The 18093-nt window shown below is 72.5% G+C and carries 17 protein-coding genes and 1 riboswitch; of the genes, 4 read left to right on the top strand and 13 right to left on the bottom strand.

Translation table 11 applies throughout. The features are described 5' to 3' along the window. Positions 1–6: 6 nt before the first annotated feature. The 9 genes from ACFVIM_RS12010 to ACFVIM_RS11970 all read right to left on the bottom strand — a co-directional run bounded on the left by ACFVIM_RS12010 (position 7) and on the right by ACFVIM_RS11970 (position 8905). Positions 7–366, bottom strand: coding sequence for a DUF2620 family protein (locus ACFVIM_RS12010; RefSeq protein WP_384300572.1), 360 nt, complete (start codon positions 364–366; stop codon positions 7–9). Next, positions 363–866, bottom strand: a complete 504-nt coding sequence (locus tag ACFVIM_RS12005) for a PRD domain-containing protein (protein WP_384300571.1) — start codon at positions 864–866, stop codon at positions 363–365. The genes ACFVIM_RS12010 and ACFVIM_RS12005 overlap by 4 nt, the downstream gene beginning before the upstream one ends. Positions 867–1141: 275 nt before the next feature. After that, complete coding sequence (locus ACFVIM_RS12000) at positions 1142–2302, bottom strand: hypothetical protein (protein ID WP_384300570.1); 1161 nt, start codon at positions 2300–2302, stop codon at positions 1142–1144. A 20-nt stretch (positions 2303–2322) separates the two neighbouring features. Further along, entirely contained in the window at positions 2323–2505 is a 183-nt protein-coding gene (locus ACFVIM_RS11995; RefSeq protein WP_384300569.1) for a hypothetical protein, read from the bottom strand. A gap of 195 nt (positions 2506–2700) precedes the next feature. Next, positions 2701–3357, bottom strand: a complete 657-nt coding sequence (locus ACFVIM_RS11990) for a class I SAM-dependent methyltransferase (protein ID WP_384300568.1) — start codon at positions 3355–3357, stop codon at positions 2701–2703. 292 nt (positions 3358–3649) lie between these two features. Then, complete coding sequence (locus ACFVIM_RS11985; protein WP_384300567.1) at positions 3650–4279, bottom strand: class I SAM-dependent methyltransferase; 630 nt, start codon at positions 4277–4279, stop codon at positions 3650–3652. A gap of 200 nt (positions 4280–4479) precedes the next feature. Next, the gene (locus tag ACFVIM_RS11980; protein ID WP_384300566.1) at positions 4480–5409 is read right to left on the bottom strand and encodes a GNAT family N-acetyltransferase; all 930 of its coding nucleotides are present in this window, start codon (positions 5407–5409) and stop codon (positions 4480–4482) included. Positions 5410–5628: 219 nt separating this feature from the next. Continuing rightward, positions 5629–6036, bottom strand: a complete 408-nt coding sequence (locus tag ACFVIM_RS11975; RefSeq protein ID WP_384300565.1) for a RidA family protein — start codon at positions 6034–6036, stop codon at positions 5629–5631. A 484-nt stretch (positions 6037–6520) separates the two neighbouring features. Then, complete coding sequence (locus ACFVIM_RS11970) at positions 6521–8905, bottom strand: ATP-binding cassette domain-containing protein (protein ID WP_384300564.1); 2385 nt, start codon at positions 8903–8905, stop codon at positions 6521–6523. A 621-nt stretch (positions 8906–9526) separates the two neighbouring features. On the opposite strand from ACFVIM_RS11970, the gene ACFVIM_RS11965 reads away from it, so the two are divergent. Next, a complete protein-coding gene (locus ACFVIM_RS11965; RefSeq protein ID WP_384300563.1) occupies positions 9527–10528 on the top strand; it encodes an asparaginase in 1002 nt (333 codons plus the stop codon). A gap of 130 nt (positions 10529–10658) precedes the next feature. Beyond that, positions 10659–10982: a hypothetical protein gene (locus ACFVIM_RS11960; protein ID WP_384300562.1), complete on the top strand. Its 324-nt coding sequence runs from the start codon at positions 10659–10661 to the stop codon at positions 10980–10982. Positions 10983–11049: 67 nt separating this feature from the next. On the opposite strand, the gene ACFVIM_RS11955 is transcribed toward ACFVIM_RS11960, so the two are convergent. From ACFVIM_RS11955 to ACFVIM_RS11940, 4 genes are all read right to left on the bottom strand, one after another. After that, on the bottom strand, positions 11050–12057 hold the full coding sequence (locus ACFVIM_RS11955) for a trypsin-like serine peptidase (RefSeq protein ID WP_384300561.1): 1008 nt from the start codon (positions 12055–12057) through the stop codon (positions 11050–11052). Positions 12058–12320: 263 nt separating this feature from the next. Beyond that, complete coding sequence (locus ACFVIM_RS11950) at positions 12321–13346, bottom strand: ABC transporter substrate-binding protein (protein WP_384300560.1); 1026 nt, start codon at positions 13344–13346, stop codon at positions 12321–12323. A 59-nt stretch (positions 13347–13405) separates the two neighbouring features. Continuing rightward, positions 13406–14293, bottom strand: a complete 888-nt coding sequence (locus ACFVIM_RS11945; protein WP_384300559.1) for an ABC transporter ATP-binding protein — start codon at positions 14291–14293, stop codon at positions 13406–13408. Between the two features lie 67 nt (positions 14294–14360). Beyond that, positions 14361–15407 (bottom strand): FecCD family ABC transporter permease, encoded by a 1047-nt coding sequence (locus ACFVIM_RS11940; protein WP_384300558.1) that lies wholly within the window; start codon positions 15405–15407, stop codon positions 14361–14363. A gap of 197 nt (positions 15408–15604) precedes the next feature. After that, positions 15605–15683, bottom strand: a riboswitch (cobalamin riboswitch). 154 nt (positions 15684–15837) lie between these two features. Between ACFVIM_RS11940 and ACFVIM_RS11935 the strand changes: the two genes are divergently transcribed. Both ACFVIM_RS11935 and ACFVIM_RS11930 read left to right on the top strand, forming a co-directional pair. Then, positions 15838–16236 (top strand): hypothetical protein, encoded by a 399-nt coding sequence (locus ACFVIM_RS11935; RefSeq protein WP_384300557.1) that lies wholly within the window; start codon positions 15838–15840, stop codon positions 16234–16236. 204 nt (positions 16237–16440) lie between these two features. Beyond that, complete coding sequence (locus ACFVIM_RS11930; RefSeq protein ID WP_384300556.1) at positions 16441–18018, top strand: alpha/beta hydrolase; 1578 nt, start codon at positions 16441–16443, stop codon at positions 18016–18018. Positions 18019–18093: the final 75 nt, after the last annotated feature.

Genomic DNA, 18093 nt, shown 5'->3' with positions numbered 1-18093 from the left:
TCCGGGTCAGGTGGTGTGCGCGGCGATGGCGCGGACGATCACCGGGGCCGCGGCCCCGATCTGGTCCAGGCTGAATCCGAAGATCCTTCTGCCGCCGGTCAGCAGGGCGGCGACCTCGTCCCCGGTGGGGATGGAACGGCCGAAGGTATGGCAGACGTCCGTGCCCATCAGTCCGACGAGGACGCCCAGCGAGGCACCGGCACCGGTGTGGCAGGTGCCGAGGAAGTAGTCGGCCCGGCCCGCGCGCAGCAGCGCGGCGGCCTCCATGTCGTTGCAGACGGTCACCGTGATGCCGTCCAGCGCCAGTGTGTCGATGGTCCGGGCCACCTCGGCCTTGCCCAGGCCGCCCGTGAGGATGGTGGTCATGGTGGGTCCTCGTCTCTCCCGCGCCACTCACGGGGTTCTCCCGTGAGCGATGGTCGCTCCCCTGGCTCCTCCGGTCCCGGGCGCCCCTTCGGCCCGCCGTCCGCCCTCCGTACGTCAGGGACCGTTCCGGTCGGCGAGGGGCGGGCCAGGGCGGCCAGATGCAGGGCCAGAAAGGCGATCTCGGTCGTGGGGAAGGCGGCTCCCAGCCCGTCCCGGGCCCGTGCGGCCAGCTCACGGGCCGCGTGGACGGCCTCGGGGTGCTCCGCCAGTTCCGCCGCCAGATGGGCGTCGGCGGGTGAGCCATCGAGGGTCTCGCCCTTCACCAGCCGGGTGAGGGCCATCATCAGATGGCTGGTCAGTATGCCCGCGGTGTCCTCCGTGACGGTCCGGCCACCGGCCGCCAGCCGCTCCAGTTCCGCCGTGACGAAGTCGGCGACATCGGCCCGGACCCGAGCGCTGTCACGGAAGACCCGGATCCGCAGCGCGAGCCCCTCGTCCATCGCCTCTCCTCGCGATCGTCCGCGTCGCTTCCCCGGGCCCGTCACCACGGGGCTCGGCCGTTCCCCGGAGGGCTCGTCAGGCTTGGTGAACCCGTCACGATCTCGACGGTAGCCAGTGGCCGGGGTTCTGACCAGACCGCCCCAAGGCGGGGGGTTTCACGTGAAACGGTCGCCCTTCCCGTTCCCGGAGCTCCCGGTCATGTCCGTGCCGGAGCGTCGCGCATCCGCAGACGGGCGGGCGTCCCCAAGTGCCGCCCCTGCGGCCCCGATACGGGTCAGTCCGCTGTCCTCAGCTCCCAGACCTCACGACAGCGCACCTGGTAGTAGCCCTCCCCCGGCCAGACAAAGGGGACGGAGCCGTCGCCCTTGCCCCGGGCGAGGACGGCACCCTCGTGGAGATCGCCGTCCAGTGCCTGGAGCAGAAAGGGACCACGCCCCTGATGGCGCAGGACGCCAGGAGCTCGCGGGCCGGTGTAGTGGAAGAAGGTGTATCCGAACCCCTCGGCGGAACCATCGACCGTGGGCACGGTGGCGAGTTCCTCCGAGCGGGCCCACCAGTCGCCGGGCACATGATCGGGGAAGGTAACGGAGAACCGGATCACCCGCTTGTTCCCGGCACGCACCATCGGGAGCGCGGCCCGTACGGGCTGGGAGCCGCCGCCGAGGGTGTAGGTCCTCGCGTCACGGCCCTTGCGCGGCGGTGCGAAGGAGACGGTGACGCGCGACGGGCGGTCGGTGCGGAAGAGGAGGACCGCGGGTTCGCCGATGACGGGGATGGTGATGGTGGGCGTCTTCACCCAGCGGGGATCGCTCCCGATCTCACGTTCATGGAGCTGGAGTTCCCGGGCGGGCGCCACCGGGGCGGCCCGTCCGGACCCGGCCCCGGTGCCACGGCCGGACCCACGGGGCGGCGTGGCGCGGGGCGCCGGACCCCCGCGAACGCCCGTCCGTACCGGGGGCGGGGGAGGTGGGCCCATCGGGGCCCGGCCGTCCGACAACCGTGCGGCGTCGGCGGCGCAGACGGCGATATGCCGGGCCGCTCCCTCGTCGGGCGCCCAGAACACACGTGTCGTAGACACCCCGTGCCGTGGGTCGAAGAAGCAGAGCGGCGGCCGTTCGACGACCTCGTCCCCGGCGAGCCTCGCGTCGAGTCGGGCCAGCGCGGATCTCCCCTCGTCCACCGCGCGCAGGGCCCCGAAGACCGCCTCCCGGCCGCCCTCCGCGCCGGCGAGGGCGCGCTTGGCCTCCTCATACGCGTCCAGGGCCCGGCCCAGATCGTCCCGCATCGCGTCCGTGGCTCCCGGCTGGCCCGGGGCGAACGCGTGCTCGTCCAGCGCGATACCCAGCGCCGTGATCGCGGCTTCCGCCTCGGTGTGCCCGGCGCCCGGCGTCGGCGCCGCACGTCTGAAGAGACGGCCGATCCTCCCCTGCCACATGGCCCCATCCTCCCCCACCATCATTTCCCGGCCGTACCGACCAGCAGCACCAGCACGACCATGGCGACGCCCAGCACCACCAGGATGAGTCCCGCCACCACACAGCCCAGGACCGAGAGCGCGGAGGTCCGCTGGGCTGAGACACCGTCGGCGGATGGCGCGGTGCTGTCGGACGCGTCGGAGGGGAGGGAGTCCAGAGGCATGCCCTGGACGCTATCCCCGGCGACCGGCGCCAGACCCCGTAGAGCTACTCAGCCGGACCGTACGTCGTACTCATCTCCCGCCACCCACCGAGGCCCCGTACAACGGGACCGGCGGCGGGCGCGCGGCGTAGCCGCGGCCTGACCCGGCACTCCGCCCGCCCCGTGGTGTTCGCGGGCAGGGCCGGTCGGACGGGATCAGACCCGCGCTATCAGCGCGTAGCGCTCATCGGCGACGGGTCCGCCCCACAACACCGGCTCGTGGCTGAGGTGTTCGACCCGCAGCTCCCGCACCAGGGGGCGGACGGCTCCGCTCAGCTCCTCCGCCGTCACACCGCCTCTCCAGGGCAGAGCCTCCGCACCCGCCACATACGGCGTGGACTGGCCTGCCTGCCGCCAGCGCCCCTCGACCAGCACCAGCGTCCCGCCGGGACGGAGTCGCGCGACCCAGCCGCGCAGCGCGGCGACGGGATCGGGCAGGGTCCACACCAGATGTCGGCACAGGACGGCGTCGAAGGTCTCGCCGCCCAGGGGCGGAGCAGCCGCGTCCGCCACCAGGAAGCGCCCTTCATGACCGGCCAGGGTCAGCTTCTCCCGGGCGCGGCCGACCATCCTGGGAGCGAGGTCCACCCCGGTGACCCGGTGTCCCTCCTCGGCCAGCAGCAGCGCGAGCGAGCCCGTGCCGCACCCCACGTCCAGGACGTCGGACCCCGCCGGGACGGGCCGTATCCAGGAGTTGAGAAGGGCCGACCATGCCGCGCGGGTGGCGGCATGGCGCAGCCCGTGATCGGGCTCGTCGTCGAAGTCGGTGGCGGCGGCGTCCCAGTAGGCCGTGAGGGAGACAGTGTCGGTCATGGTGTGAAGCATCGCGGCGACCACTGACAACCGCGCCCCGATGGTGGCCGCCCGTGCCTGGTTCCTGGAGGTCAGTGGCTGACGGAGACGATCCGGCACACGGCTTCGGCCAGCCGTGGGTCGCCGTCGGAGCGCGGGCCGGGGCGAGCACGGTGGGGCGAGACGTCCGTAGCGGTCACCGAGCAGACGCCTGGTCAGCACCCGCCCGCACCCGCCAGGCTCGGCGCCGGACCCGGAGTCACGCCCCGGGGGCCAGCGGCCCCGAGGCTCAGAGGCCCGGAGGCGATCCCGGTCAGCCCGTGGCGCGGAAGACGAGGAGATAGCGCCAGAACAGCAGTCGGCGCACCTCGCACCCGGGCAGCAGTGTCGCCGCCTCCCTGCGGATATCCGCCAGTGCCAGGGTCGGCCGTGCCACGGGTGCCCTGACCGGGGCCCGGTCGGACCTCCGCGCGGGACGGACCCCGTCCGCCGCCGCGACGGCGAGCCGGGCGACGGCGTTGGCGGGTACGGCGGTCGCGCTCCACGCCCAGTCGACGGCGGTCCTCTCCGGGTAGCACCCCAGGATCGCCAGGACTCCCCCGGGCGCGAGCGCGTCCCGGAGCGCGGCGACCGTACCGAAGGGCATGTGGTGGATGCTGGCCAGACAGGAGATGAAGTCGTAGTGCCCCCGGGGCAGCTCCGTCCCCGTGATATCGGCCCGCCGGAAGCGCAGGTTCCGCCCGCCTCCCGACCGCTCCGACCGCGCCTGGGCCTCCGCGATCACCTCCGGGGACGGGTCGATCGCGTCGACCTCGACGCCGAGCGCCGCCAGGCGCCGGGCGAAGCGACCGGTGCCGCAGCCCACGTCCAGGGCGACGGCGCACCCCGGCGGCACCTGGCGGATCAGTAAGCGGTGATAGTGGTCATTGTGATCGAAGGGCATGGCCCTGACCCTGTCACAGCACACCTACGCGTCACAGCACTTACGCCTCAGTGATCACATCAGTCACGGAGATGACGGGGCCACGGGAGCCGGAGAGCGGTACCAGTCCCGGCCGGGTCCCACCTCGGAGTCATACCCGGCCCCGGGTGTCGCCCCTCCGCGCCCGAACCAGGTCCGCGCCCGAGCGGGACCGCTCCCCGCTACGGGACTCGGGCGAGGTCGCGCCGCTGACGCACCTCGCCGCCGCAGATCGCGTACCCGAACCGCTCGTTGATGGCGAGCATCGCCGCGTTCCCGGAGTCGTTGCTGGTGAACGACTCGGTCATGCCCCGGGCACGGGCCAGGCGCAGGGCGGCGGCCTTGGCCAGGGTGGCGTAACCACGGCCCCGGCGCTCGGGCACGGTGGCGGTGACGGCGCACAGACAGCGGCGGTCGCGGTCCGACTCGACGAAGGCGAGGGAGACGATCCGCCCGTCCACGACGACGAGGGTGGAGAGTTCACGGTCGAAGAGCGGATCGCCCCAGGTGTGCTCCAGCCACTCCTCGTACTCGGCGTAGCCCTCCTCCACATCGGCCGGGTCGATGGTGGTGGCTTCGATGTCCGCCCGGTGGACCGGCCGGGGATCGTTCTCGTACTCGGCGACGACGCGCACGGCGACGCCCGGTGGCGGCGCGGACGGCCGCGGGAGCGCGACCCGCGCCAGGTCGAGCCGCTGGATGTGGGAGATGTCCAGCGAGCGGTAGCCATGGCGCCGGGCGAAGGCCCGTGCGGCGGGCTCGTCCCCGGCCCATCCGGAGACCTCCCAGGCGCCGACGGCCGCGAGATGCGCCTCGGCCGCGCGCAGCAGCGCGGCTCCGACGCCCCGGCCGCGCCGGGCGGGGTCCACCCGGACGCTCAGTTCGGCCCGCCCAGGCTCGCGGGAGTCGGGGAGGAGAGCGGCGTCGGCGACTCCGGCGATCTCCCCGTCCAGCTCGGCCACGAGACGCTGGTGCCGCTCGGCGGGGTCGGCGGTACGCAGGGTATGGAGTACGGAGTCGGGGGTGGTCAGTGCGTACGGGAGGGCCGCGCGCAGGATGTCGGAGACCCGGGCGGCTTCCTCCGGGCGGAAGGGACGGACGATCACGGTCATGACCGGAAGGTTATGAGCCGGTTTCTCGTTTCACCTCTGATTTACCACCGCGCCGACCCTGGCCCGCCTCCCTCCGCTCGCGCCCCGGGCGGCCGGGGCCAACGCCATGGCCCGGCAGCGGCCACACCCTCCGCCCAGGACATGACCGGCACGTCGCCCGGCTGGTACATGCGTCCAGGCCGCGTCCGTCACCTCCCCCGCCCGGAACGCGCGTCCACCTCAGTCGAGAACGGCGGTGGCCTCGACCTCGACGAGATGGTCGGGCACGGCCAGCGCGGCGACTCCGAGCAGGGTGGCGGGCGCCACGGGCGTGACACCGAGTGCGCGGGCCGCGCGGGAGATCCCCTCCAGGAGCAGCGGCATCTTGTCGGCACTCCAGTCGACGACATGGACGTTGAGCTTCACGACGTCGCCGAAGGAGGCGCCGACCCCGGCCAGGGCCGTGGCGACGTTGAGGTAGCACCGCTCCACCTGTGCGGCGAGGTCTCCGGCACCGACCGGAGTGCCGTCGGCGTCGAGGGCGACCTGTCCGGCGACATGGATCAGCCGGGGTCCGGTGGCGACCGACACCTGGTGGTAGACGTCGACCGTCGGCAGACCGTGGGGGTTCACCAGGGTGATGGCCATGTTTCTGTCTCCTTGCCAGGGCACGGGACCCCCGCTTCGGCCGAACCGGACGCGACGAAACCGGATCGCGTCGGACCGGACCGAAGCGGGACACCCCCGTGGTTACTTGTGATGACTCAGGAACCGTAGGAGAGCCGTGGCTGAGGCGGAAGAACGCACTTTTCGGTGACCGGGGCACCTCCTGGTGACCCAGCAGGTCAGGGCGTCGAAGGTCCTCAACTCTCCGCCGACGGCGGTCGGCGGTCGGCGGAGAGCCGGAGGGCGTACCCCCGTTCGCGGGCACCGGAGCCACCGAAGCCCGGCAGGGCCGGAGGAACCACATCGGCGCGCTCCCGCGTACCGAAGGGACCACCGCGTGCCGGAGGGACCACCGGAGCTCCCGGGTGCCGAACAGGGCAGCGGCACACCCCCGCGCGATCACTCGGCCGCACCGGGCAGCGGCACCCGCTCAGCCCCACCCGCCAGCGGCACCCGTGCGACCCGCTCAGCCGCCGACGTACCGTGCCAGATGGTCGCCGGTGAGGGTGGAGCGGGCGGCGACCAGTTCGGCGGGGGTTCCCTCGAAGACGATCCGTCCGCCGTCGTGGCCCGCGCCGGGACCGAGGTCGATGATCCAGTCGGCGTGCGCCATGACCGCCTGGTGGTGCTCGACCACGATGACCGACTTGCCGGAGTCGACCAGCCGGTCGAGCAGGCCGAGCAACTGCTCGACATCGGCGAGGTGCAGCCCGGTGGTCGGCTCGTCCAGTACGTAGACACCGCCCTGGTCGGCCATGTGCGTGGCCAGCTTGAGCCGCTGTCGCTCACCGCCGGAGAGCGTGGTGAGCGGCTGTCCGAGGCTGAGGTAACCGAGTCCGACGTCCACGAGGCGGGTGAGGATCCGGTGCGCGGCCGGGGTCCGTGCCTCGCCGTCGCCGAAGAACTCCTCGGCCTCGGTCACGGACATCGCGAGGACCTCGCTGATGTCACGGCCACCGAGGTGGTACTCCAGCACCGCCGCCTGGAACCGTCTGCCCTCGCACTCCTCGCAGGGGGCGCTCACCCCGGCCACCATGGCGAGATCGGTGTAGATGACCCCGGCGCCCCCGCAGGTGGGGCAGGCGCCTTCGGAGTTGGCGCTGAACAGGGCCGGCTTGACGCCGTTGGCCTTGGCGAACGCCTTGCGGATCGGGTCGAGCAGCCCGGTGTACGTCGCGGGGTTGCTGCGGCGCGAGCCACGGATCGGGCTCTGGTCGACGGAGACCACCCCCGCCCCCGGGGGCACCGAACCGTGGACGAGGGAGCTCTTGCCGGAGCCCGCGACACCCGTGACGACGGTGAGCACCCCGAGCGGGATGTCGACGTCGACGCCGTCGAGGTTGTGCGCGCTCGCCCCACGGATCTCCAGCGCTCCGGTCGGCGTGCGGACGCCCTCCTTCAGCGCGGCCCGGTCGTCGAGGTGACGGCCGGTGCGGGTGCCGCTGGCCCGCAGCCCCTCCAGGGTGCCCTCGAAGCAGACGGCGCCGCCCTCCGTACCGGCGCCGGGACCGAGGTCGACCACATGGTCGGCGATGGCGATCGTCTCCGGCTTGTGCTCCACCACGAGGACGGTGTTGCCCTTGTCCCGCAGCCGCAGCAGCAGGTCGTTCATCCGCTGGATGTCATGCGGATGGAGTCCGGCGGTGGGCTCGTCGAAGACGTAGGTGACGTCGGTGAGCGAGGAGCCGAGGTGGCGGATCATCTTGACCCGCTGGCCCTCACCGCCGGACAGGGTGCCCGACGGCCGGTCGAGCGAGAGATAGCCGAGCCCGATCTCGACGAAGGAGTCGAGGGTGTGCCCCAGCGTCGCCAGCAGCGGCGCGGCCGACGGCTCGTCCAGCTCACGCACCCAGACGGCCAGGTCGCTGATCTGCATGGCGCACGCGTCGGCGATGCTGACGCCCGCGATCCTCGATGCCCGCGCCGCCTCGCTGAGCCGGGTGCCGTCGCACTCGGGGCAGGTGGTGAAGGTGACGGCCCGGTCCACGAACGCCCGGATGTGCGGCTGCATCGACTCCTTGTCCTTGGACAGGAACGACTTCTGGATCTTGGGGATCAGCCCCTCGTAGGTGAGGTTCACCCCCTCGACCTTGACCTTGGTCGGCTCCCGGTGGAGGAAGTCCCGCATCTCCTTCTTGGTGAACCGCCGGATCGGCTTGTGCGGGTCGAGGAAGCCCGACTCGGCGTAGAGCCGTACGGTCCAGAAGCTGTCCGACTTCCAGCCGGGGATGGTGAACGCGCCCTCGGCGATCGACTTGGTGTCGTCGTAGAGCTGGCTGAGGTCGATGTCGGAGACCGTGCCCCGGCCCTCACAGCGCGGGCACATACCGCCGGTGCGGCTGAACGTCTGCTTCACGGCCTTCCTGGCCCCGCGCTCCACGGTGATCGCGCCGCTCGCCCGGACCGAAGGGACGTTGAAGGCGTAGGCGCTGGGCGGACCCGCGTGCGGCGTGCCGAGCCTGCTGAAGAGGATCCGCAGCATCGCGTTGGCGTCGGTGACCGTGCCGACGGTGGAGCGGGGGTCGCCGCCGAGCCGCTGCTGGCCGACGGTGATCACGGTCGTCAGTCCGTCCAGCACATCGACCTCGGGCCGGGCGAGCGTCGGCATGAACCCCTGGAGGAAGGCGCTGTACGTCTCGTTGATCAGCCGCTGCGACTCCGCCGCGATCGTGTCGAAGACCAGCGAGCTCTTGCCCGAGCCGGAGACTCCGGTGAAGACCGTCAGCCGCCGCTTGGGGATCTCGACGCTGACGTCCTTGAGGTTGTTCTCACGGGCGCCGTGCACACGGATCAGCGCATGGCTGTCGGCGAGGTGCGGAGCCTGGGCGTCCGGCTTCTGGGCCTTGCTCATCGTGTCTCCATCTGTCGCGGGTGGGGTCGCCCGTGCGGTCGGTTCCCACCGATGTCACCGGTGCGGCCCCGTGGCCCTGGTCCAGCCGTACGTCGGTCTCCCCGTGGTTCAGCGGTCCGGCCGCGCGGGGTCCGGCCGTCTCCGCCCACGGCCACGCGGCGGGCCGGGCGCTCGGCGGGTCGCGCGCCGGGGGGTGTCGCCCCTCCTCCGGCGACCGACAAGTATCGCAAGTCAGTTCTTACCCGCCAAATCAGGACGAAGATCAAATTCCGCCCGTCAGTCGCCGCAGGGGCCGCGCGGGGCCCTGGACCCGTTCCCTCCGGCCCGGGTCCGACCGCTCACCTCACCCTAGGAGCCCGCCTCCGACCAGCGCTTCTCCATTCCTGACCGGTCCGCGCGGCGGAAGCGACGACCGACGCCGTCCCCTTGATGGCCGGCGGTACGGACCCCTTGATGGATAGCCGTACGGAGGGGACGCTGGCCCTTACCGCGCACACCAGCACCGCCCAGACGCCCGCGTCCCGACCCGCACCACCCGCACGAGCGAGGAACCGGCTCCCCCCTCTCCGTACCGCCTTCCGCACCACTGTCCGCACCGCGTGACGAAAGGTGATCGCGCCGATGAACACCCCCTCGTCGAGCCCGCCCCCGGTGCTGCTGCTCTCCCTGGGCGGCACGATCGCGATGACCCGCCCCGCCTCCGGCGCGGACGGGGTGGCTCCACGGCTCACCGGTGCCGATCTCCTCGCGGCGGTTCCGGAGACCGCGCGGCACGCCACCCTGACGGCGGAGGACGTCTCCCGGCTCCCCGGAGCCTCGCTCACCGTGGAACTGGTCGCCCAGGTCGCGGACCGCCTGCGCCGCGCGGAGGCCGGCGGAATGGCGGGGGTGGTGATCACCCAGGGCACCGACAGCCTGGAGGAGACCGCCTGGCTGCTGGATCTCCTCTATGACGGGCCGCTGCCCGTGGTCCTGACCGGCGCGATGCGGGACCCCTCCCGGCCGGGTGCGGACGGGCCCGCCCATCTCCTCGCCGCCGTGCGCACGGCGGCCTCACCGCTGGTACGGGGGCTCGGCCCGGTGGTCGTCCTCGCCGACGAGATCCACGCCGCCCGCCGGGTGCGCAAGGTCCACACCACCGGCGTCGCCGCGTTCGCCTCCCCGGGCACCGGCCCGATCGGCTGGCTCAGCGAGGGAACACCCCGCCTCCACACCACCCCCGAGCGCACTCCCGCCGTGCCGCGCCCGTCGGACTTCACCGTCCGGGTCGAGATCGTCACCACCACCCTCGGCGGCTCCACCGCGCTCCTCGACGGAGTGCGCGAGCGGCTGGACGGGGTGGTGATCGCCGCGTTCGGCGGCGGTCATGTCCCCGCCGACTGGGTGGGACCGCTGGCGGAGCTGGCCACGCGGATCCCCGTCGTCCTGGCCTCCCGCACCGGCGCGGGCGCCGTCCTCACCCACACCTACGCCTATCCCGGCGGGGAGCGTGAGCTGCTGGCCCGCGGACTGGTCCCGGCGGGCACCCTCGACCCGCTCAAGGCACGGCTGCTGCTGCTCGCCCTGCTGGCGGGCGGCGGCGACCGGGCGGCGGTGCGCGGTGCCTTCGCCCACTACCAGTGACCCGGGGGCGGGCCACCCGGCCGCCGCGTCGCCGTCTCCGCTTCAGGCCGCGTCCCCCTCTCCCTCCCCGGCCTCTCTCGCGCTGACCCCACTCCGCCCGAGGGCGGAGCCGACATCCGAACGGAGCACTATGTCAGCCACACGTACGCGACGCACGATCGCCGGAGCGGCCCTCGCCGCCCTCGTCTGCGTCGGGGCCGTCGGTGTCCCGGCCTCCCCCGCCCACGCGGCATCGGTCCGTTACGACTGCGCCGAGGTCATTCCGGGAGCGCAGGGAAGCGCTGTCGGCATCGCCTGTCAGACCGTCGGCGACGCACCGCCGTCCGGGCCCACCGGTCCGGTCTTCCTGGAGAACATGAGCGGTCCGGGCTACCTCTGCGCGAGCGGAACCGCCATCCCCGGCGGGGCGGGAGCGCAGGTGTACGCCGAGGGCTGTGTCACGCTCTGGCCCTGACGGCGCCGGGGCCGGTCCCGGCGGCCTCGCACCGCCGGGACCGACCCCCTGGGTCACTGACGCGAAGTCAGGTCCGCGGGCCCTGCTGGTCCCACAGCGCCTTCACGCTCGGACCGAAGTGCGAGCTGCGGTTCCAGCCGCCGGTGACCAGGGTGCTCACCACTCCGTTGACGAACCCCAGCTGCTGGGCCTCGGAGTAGTTCCGCAGCCAGGGGCCGCCACCGCCACGGAAGGCGCACTGGATCTCCACCCGGTTGTCCGGGGCGCCGACCGGCGCGGCGGTCTTCTTGCAGGAGCGCTGGAGCTGGGCGCTGTCGTGGTCGAGCGAGTAGCCGAAGGCCGTCACCGTCTGCCGGTGGTCGTAGTTGACGCTGAGCCCGTTGCCCCCGGTGACGTCGATCAGCTTCTTTCCGCCCAGGGGGTGGGTGGTGACCATCGCGACGTCCGACTGGAGGTCGCTGTTGTTCACCCAGTTGGTGAGGGCGCGGAGTTCCTTGGCCTGGAAGGTGCCGAGCGGCCGCTGGCCGGAGCGGTAGTCGGGGATGTAGATCCAGTTGCGCGCGTAACGGCCCGGTGTGCCGTTCGTACCGCCCTCGTTGACGCAGTGCCCGGCCGTGATGACCATCTGCCGGGACGGGCTGGCGAGCGCCGAAGCCGAGCAGAAGTAGTCCCGTCCGTCGGCCGGGTGGGTGTAGAAGACCATGCCGACGCCACGGCTGGTGAGCTGCACTCCGTTCTCGCCGTCGGCGCGCGGCGCCATGGGCGGTACGGAGACGGGCTTCCCCGTGGGCCCGGACCGGTCGGGCCCCTCCGGGGCGGCGGTGGCGCGTAGCGGGAGGTCGGCGGGGATGGCCTTCGCCATCCGCTCCTGTGTCCAGTACCGGGCCAGTGCCGCCATGCTCTCCGGGGAGTCGACGGGCGTACCGTCGGCGAGGCGCGCGGTCGTGGTGGTGCTGGCGGTGATGCCGAGCCCCTCCCGCGGCGCGTCCACGGCCTGGGCCGGGGCGGTGGAGCCGATCACCAGGGCGAGCAGAGTGGCCGCTGCGGGAAGCAGGGCACGTCGAGAACGGCGCACGGGGCAGTCCCTTTCCTACCGGGGGTCATGGAGGTGTGCGGTGCCGTCGAACGGATCAGCCAGGACGCCTGACGCAACAGGCTGATCACTTGTGTTGCTTGACGAGGGGGAATCTAGCGAATTCCAACGAGACCAAACAGAGTCGAAACTCGCCAGGGGCAGGCTCGGTGGGGCGGACGACATGACGTGAATGGTGCGCCCGCCCCGCCCGCCCCCGGTGGTCAGCCGCCCGGCCCCGCCCCGGTGATCAGCCGCTCGGCTGGTCAGCGCAGTTCCCTCGCCAGCCGGGCAATCGCGGAGGGATTGCGCGGGCTCTCCACGAGATCGACGTAGTCCAGGACGACGAAGCGCTTGTTCCTGATCGCGGAGACCTTGGCGAGGGGGGCGTACGACAGCAGGAACCGCTTCTTCTCCTCGGCGCTGATGTCCCCGTAGTTGTTGATCACGATCACCTCGGGATCACGCTCCACGACGGTCTCCCACCCGACCGTGGTCCAGCTGTCCTTGAGGTCCTTCAGTACGTGGTCGCCGCCCGCCCGCGTGATGATGTCGTGCGGTCCGGCGTAGGCGCCGGAGGTGAACGGCTTGTCCCGGCCGTCGTCGTAGAGGAAGACCCGGGGGCGGTCGGCTCCCCGGGGAGCCGCGGCCTGGGCCGCGGCCACCTGCTCGCGGAAGGACGCCACCAGGGTCTCGGCGCGCTTCTCGACGTCGAAGACCTTCCCCAGGTTGATCAGATCGGTGTAGAGCGCCTCCAGTGGTGGCATGACCCCGCGGGTCTTGGCGGAACGCCCGTTACGGCAGGACTCGGTGAGGAGATAGGAGTCGACACCGAGCGTGCGCAGCTTGGCGGGGGTGAAGCCCTCGCTCTCGTTGAAGCCGTAGTTCCAGCCCGCGAAGACCAGGTCCGCGCGGGCGTCGAGCACCAGCTCGGTGTTGATCCGCTTCTTGGAGAGCCAGGTGGTGCGTTCGTAGGCGGACTTCCAGGGGACCTGGTGGACCGAGCCCTTGTTGTCCGGCATCACATAGCCCGCCATCCGGCCCTCGAGACCGAGCGCGAACATGATCTCGGTGATGCCCACGTCATTGGTGACGACCCGTTCCGGGGCCTTGGTGAAGGTGCGGCGCTCACCGCAGTTCTCGACGGTCACCGGGTAGTGCCGGTCCGCGTCTTCGGCCGCTGTGTCCTCGGTGGCCTTGGCGGTCTTCGCGGTGTCGACGGAGGCGCCGCAGCCGGAGAGGGCCAGGATGGTGGCCAGGATCAGGGCGGGGGTGCGTGCGGGGCGGGGCATGGCGGAGGACTCCTTGAGCAGGGGGAGGTCAGGGTCGGTGAGGCGAGGTGGCAGAGGTGTCAGGGCGCCGGGGCCGGACCCGGCCCGCCGCGCGGAGGCCTGTCGCCGTCGGGGAGCCGGTCGCCGTCCGGGAGCCCGTCGCCGTCCGGGAGCCCGTCGCCGTGCGGAAGCCGGTCGCCGTCCGGGAGGCGGTCGAAGAGGAACCGCACCGCCCCCGTGACGGGATGGCGGACCCGGTGGGCCTGGACACCGAACACCTCGGCGAGCAGCGGCGCCGACAGGACCTCCTCGGGTGGGCCGTCAGCGACGATCCGGCCATGGTTCATCACGTAGAGGCTGTCGCAGTGGGCGGCGGCGAGGTTGAGGTCGTGCAGCGCGGTCAGGACCGTCAGCCCGCTCGCGCGTACCAGGGGCAGGACTTCGAGTTGCTGCGCGATGTCCAGATGGTTGGTGGGTTCGTCGAGGACCAGCACACGCGGCCGCTGGGCCAGGGCGCGGGCCAGCAGCACCCGCTGCTTCTCCCCGCCGGACAGGGTCAGGAAGCCACGGTCCGCGAGATGGGTCGCGCCGACCGCCGCCAGCCCGGCCGCGCAGGCGGCGCGGTCGTCCAGGGAGGTTCTGGCGGTGGCCCGCTGGTGGGGCACCCGGCCCATCGCGACCACCTCCCAGGCGGTGAAGTCGAACTCGGCGCCCGTCTCCTGAGGGAGGGCGGCCAGCCGCCGCGCCGCTTCGCGCGGAGTGAGGGCGTACAGGTCGTCACCGTCCAGCCGGATGGTGCCCGAGGCCGGGCGCAGCGCCCGGTAGGCGCAGCGCAGCAGGGTGGACTTACCGCTGCCGTTGGGGCCGACGAGGCCCACGATCCGGCCGCTCGCCGCGTGCAGGGTGATGTCCTGGATCAGCCGGGCGCCGCCGAGGGTCACGGTCAGATCGTCGATGTCCACGTTCACCGCCGGCCTCCGGACGCGTCGCCCCGCACCTTCACAACCGGCCCCCGAGCCCCGTCGACACCCGCCGTCATGACCGACCTCCGAACGCGTAGCCACGGTGGCGCATCAGCACCACGAAACACGGGACGCCGATGACCGCCGTCAGCACCCCCACCGGCAGTTCGGTGGGGGCGAGGACGGTACGGGAGAGGATGTCCACCCAGATCAGCAGGACCGCGCCCGCGAGGGGAGCGACGGCCAGGACCCGGCGATGGTCGGCGCCGACCAGCATCCGTACGGCGTGGGGCACCATCAGCCCGACGAAACCGATCGCGCCACTGACCGCGACGACGGCTCCGGTGACGGCGGCGCAGACCACGAAGAGCTCCCGGCGCAGCCGCTCGGGGTCGACCCCGAGCGCGGCGCTGGTCTCGTCGCCCATGGCGAGTGCGTTGAGCCTGCGGGCGGAGAGTCCGAGGTGGATCAGCCCGGCGAGGACGGCGCCCGCGGCGATGGGCAGGGCGGACCAGCTGGCGCCGCCGAGGCTGCCGAGCAGCCACATCATCGCCGAGCGCGCGGCCTCGCCGTGCTCGGCCGCGAAGACCATGAAGGTGGTGATCGCGGAGAAGCCGTAGTACAGGGCGGTGCCGGTCAGGACGAGCCGTACGGGGGTGATTCCCTGGGAGGTGTGGGCGATGGCGTAGACGAGGGCCATCGCACCCAGGGCGGTGACGAAGGCGGCGGTGGACAGGGCCCAGACGCCGAGGGCACCGAACGCGCCGAAGATGAGGACGGCGTTGGCGCCGACGGCCGCGCCGGAGGAGATGCCGAGGACGAAGGGGTCGGCGAGCGCGTTGCGCACCATGGCCTGGACGGCGACGCCGATCGCCGCGAGCCCCGCCCCGACGACGGCGGCCAGCAGGGCGCGCGGCAGGCGCAGCTCCCACACGATGGTGTACGCGGGGACCTGGTCGGGGGTGAGGGTGCCACCGGTCACTCCGGCCCACAGCAGGGAGACGGCCTGGCCCCAGCCGACGCCGGACGCCCCGATGGCCGCGCCGCAGACCACGGAGAGCGGCAGCGCGAGCGCGAGGGCGGCGATCAGAGGGAGGAGTGGCACACCGCGCGTGGGCACGGATGCCGTACCGGGGGCGGGCGGTGCGCCGGGACCGTCGTCCGGCTTCCGTGCCGGGGTCGGTGGGGTACGTACGGCCACGAGCGTCGCTTTCGCCTCGGGCCGTGCACCGCAGGAGGAGCGGCACGGGGACGGGGCGCCGCGCCGGTCATCCCCTCGCAGTCCACGGCGAGTTGAACAGGATTCCACGCCGCTGTGGGTGATCGGGCTCACGCGCCCCGGCCGGGGCGACGTCCACCGTTGCGGGTCAGCGCCGGATTTCGACCGGACTTCCCCCACAGGGCGGTTGCAGCCTAACCCCTCGATCCGGCTGTCGGGTTGACGCGTCCATGAGTAGGACTACTCATGCGCGGAAATGTCCTTGTCCGCACACTGAGCCCACTGTCAGCCGATGGAGCGGGGAGTGGAGATGGTACGTGTGAGGAGAAGCGTGACCGTGGCGGTGCTGGCGCTCGGGCTGGCGGCGACGGGGGCACTGCCCGCCACGGCGGCGGGGAACGCCTCCGGTCTGCTCCCCCACCCCGGTCCCGACGGACTGGTGTGGGTGGAGGAGGCGTGGGGGGACGGGGGCCTCGTCTCCGGCGGGGCCTACGGCTATCTGCCCATCGTGTTCACCGTCGCCTGCGAGGGGGGCGGCAGTCTCGTGGCCACGATGGAGTCGCAGGGCGCCTACGTGGCCACGTTCACGGTGGACTGCCCCGCCGGGAGCGTGGGCGTGGGCTCGGTGACGCTGGATCCGGGCATCGTGCGCCCGGGGTCCTTCACGCTGGGGATCGACGCCTCGGCACAGCGCATCCGGTGGGGGCTGGCGGTCACTCAGCCCGAGTAGGGGGAGGCGACGTTGGTGAGCGGTCGGGGTACGACTCAGGGTGCCCCTGGCGCGTTTCCGCTCCACCTGTAGGGGTAGCGACCTCCGGTGTCGGTCTACGACCGCAGACCGACACGCTCCATCCCCCAGGGCGATTCGCCCCCTCGGAGTGACGGGAGAGGGTCTGAGGGTTCCTCAGTCACCCACCGGAAGGACCCTCGCACCATGCGGTCGCGACGCATCAGACAGGCACTGACCCCACTGCTCGCGGTGAGCGCGCTGGGGGTGTTGACCCCGGCCGTCGCCGCCACCCCGGCGAGCGCCGCGAGCGGCGGTGCCGCCGTCACCGCCGCCGGTACGCTGGAGCGCTTCACCGAGCAGCGGGTGGACTGGCGCTCCTGCGGCAAGGGCTACCCGGCGGCGGCCCGGTGCGCCACGCTCAGCGTGCCGCTGGACTACCGGGCCCCCGGCGGCAAGACCATCGAGATCGCGGTGTCCCGGAGCAAAGCGACCGATCCGGGCAAGCGACGGGGCGCCCTCTTCCTCAACCAGGGCGGTCCCGGCGGCACCGGTGTGGACTTCCCGTACTACGACATCCTGAAGCTGCCGAAGTCGGTCAAGGAACGCTACGACCTGATCGGCTTCGATCCTCGGGGGGTCGGCCAGAGCACCCCGATCGCGTGTGGTCTGAGGCCGCAGGAGCGCGAGTTCCACCTGCCGTACAAGCCCGAGACGTTCGCCCACGACATGGCCGTGACCCGGACCACGGCGGACCGGTGCCGCGCGAAGTACGGAACGGACCTGGGCCAGTTCACCACCCGGAACACCGCGCGGGACATGGATGTGATCCGGGCGGTCCTGGGCGAGCGCAAGCTCAGCTACCTGGGTTACTCCTACGGGACCTACCTCGGCGCCGTGTACACCCAGCTCTTCCCCCACCGCAGTGACCGCGTGATCCTGGACAGCGCCATCGACCCCAAGCTGACCTGGCGCAAGGACCATCTGCTGTACGGCTCCGAGGTGGAGAAGGCGTTCGACCGGTGGGCCCGCTGGACCGCCGAGCGCTCGGACACCTACGGGCTGGGCACCACCCCGAAGGCGGTCTCCGACACGTTCTGGAGGATCGTGGCCCGGGCGGACCGCGCCCCGATCGTGACCGGCGGCATCCCGCTCACCGGTGATGAGATCCGCAGGAACATGCAGCCGGTGTTCTCCTCCGCCGCCGGGGCGGCCGAGAAGGTCGCGATGCTGAAGCGGGCGGCGGCGGGCAAGCCCACCGAGGGGCTGCCGGGCGCCCGTGACCTGTTCAGCGACGCCGCCTCCTCGCTGCTCCTCGCGGTCCACTGCGGCGACGGGGGCTGGCCGCGCGACCCGGAGACGTACCGCAAGGACGCGATCCGCGACAAGGCGCGCTATCCGCTCTACGGGGACCACGCCGCCAACATCAGCCCCTGCGCCTTCTGGGACCGCCCGGTGGAGCGGCCGACCCGGGTGGAGAACGACGTCCCCGCGATGATCCTCCAGAACGAGTGGGACCCGGCGACCCCGCTGATCGGCGCGCGGGGGCTGCGCGAGGACATGCGCGGCTCCCGGCTGGTGGTCGTCGACGAGGGCGAGGGCCACGGCGTCTACGCCACGGGCCGCAACGCCTGCGTCGACCAGCTCACCACCGCGTATCTCGTCCACGGCCGGCTGCCCTCGGCGGACCGGACCTGCCGGGTCGAGACGCCCCGCCAGCGGCTGGACTCCAACGAAGGCACCCCCAGTACCCTCGCCACCCCCGGGCTGCCCTTCCGCCGCTGACGCCCGGAGCGTTCGCACGGCGGGTTCGCACGGCGCGTCAGCACAGGGCGGTGAGCCGGGCCCGGAGCACAGGTC

Source organism: Streptomyces sp. NPDC057638 (assembly GCF_042800315.1).
Taxonomy (GTDB): domain Bacteria; phylum Actinomycetota; class Actinomycetes; order Streptomycetales; family Streptomycetaceae; genus Streptomyces.
Note: the sequence above shows the minus strand (reverse complement) of the source record. Positions and strands in the feature narration are given on the sequence as shown.

Excerpts from the sequence above, each read along its gene's own strand:
- ACFVIM_RS11950 (WP_384300560.1), bottom strand. The coding sequence starts at position 13,346 with ATGCCCCGCCCCGCACGCACCCCCGCCCTGATCCTGGCCACCATCCTG.
- ACFVIM_RS12005 (WP_384300571.1), bottom strand. The coding sequence starts at position 866 with ATGGACGAGGGGCTCGCGCTGCGGATCCGGGTCTTCCGTGACAGCGCT.
- ACFVIM_RS11975 (WP_384300565.1), bottom strand. The coding sequence starts at position 6,036 with ATGGCCATCACCCTGGTGAACCCCCACGGTCTGCCGACGGTCGACGTC.
- ACFVIM_RS12000 (WP_384300570.1), bottom strand. The coding sequence starts at position 2,302 with ATGTGGCAGGGGAGGATCGGCCGTCTCTTCAGACGTGCGGCGCCGACG.
- ACFVIM_RS11960 (WP_384300562.1), top strand. The coding sequence starts at position 10,659 with ATGTCAGCCACACGTACGCGACGCACGATCGCCGGAGCGGCCCTCGCC.
- ACFVIM_RS11970 (WP_384300564.1), bottom strand. The coding sequence starts at position 8,905 with ATGAGCAAGGCCCAGAAGCCGGACGCCCAGGCTCCGCACCTCGCCGAC.
- ACFVIM_RS12010 (WP_384300572.1), bottom strand. The coding sequence starts at position 366 with ATGACCACCATCCTCACGGGCGGCCTGGGCAAGGCCGAGGTGGCCCGG.
- ACFVIM_RS11965 (WP_384300563.1), top strand. The coding sequence starts at position 9,527 with ATGAACACCCCCTCGTCGAGCCCGCCCCCGGTGCTGCTGCTCTCCCTG.
- ACFVIM_RS11980 (WP_384300566.1), bottom strand. The coding sequence starts at position 5,409 with ATGACCGTGATCGTCCGTCCCTTCCGCCCGGAGGAAGCCGCCCGGGTC.
- ACFVIM_RS11995 (WP_384300569.1), bottom strand. The coding sequence starts at position 2,505 with ATGCCTCTGGACTCCCTCCCCTCCGACGCGTCCGACAGCACCGCGCCA.
- ACFVIM_RS11990 (WP_384300568.1), bottom strand. The coding sequence starts at position 3,357 with ATGACCGACACTGTCTCCCTCACGGCCTACTGGGACGCCGCCGCCACC.
- ACFVIM_RS11930 (WP_384300556.1), top strand. The coding sequence starts at position 16,441 with ATGCGGTCGCGACGCATCAGACAGGCACTGACCCCACTGCTCGCGGTG.
- ACFVIM_RS11985 (WP_384300567.1), bottom strand. The coding sequence starts at position 4,279 with ATGCCCTTCGATCACAATGACCACTATCACCGCTTACTGATCCGCCAG.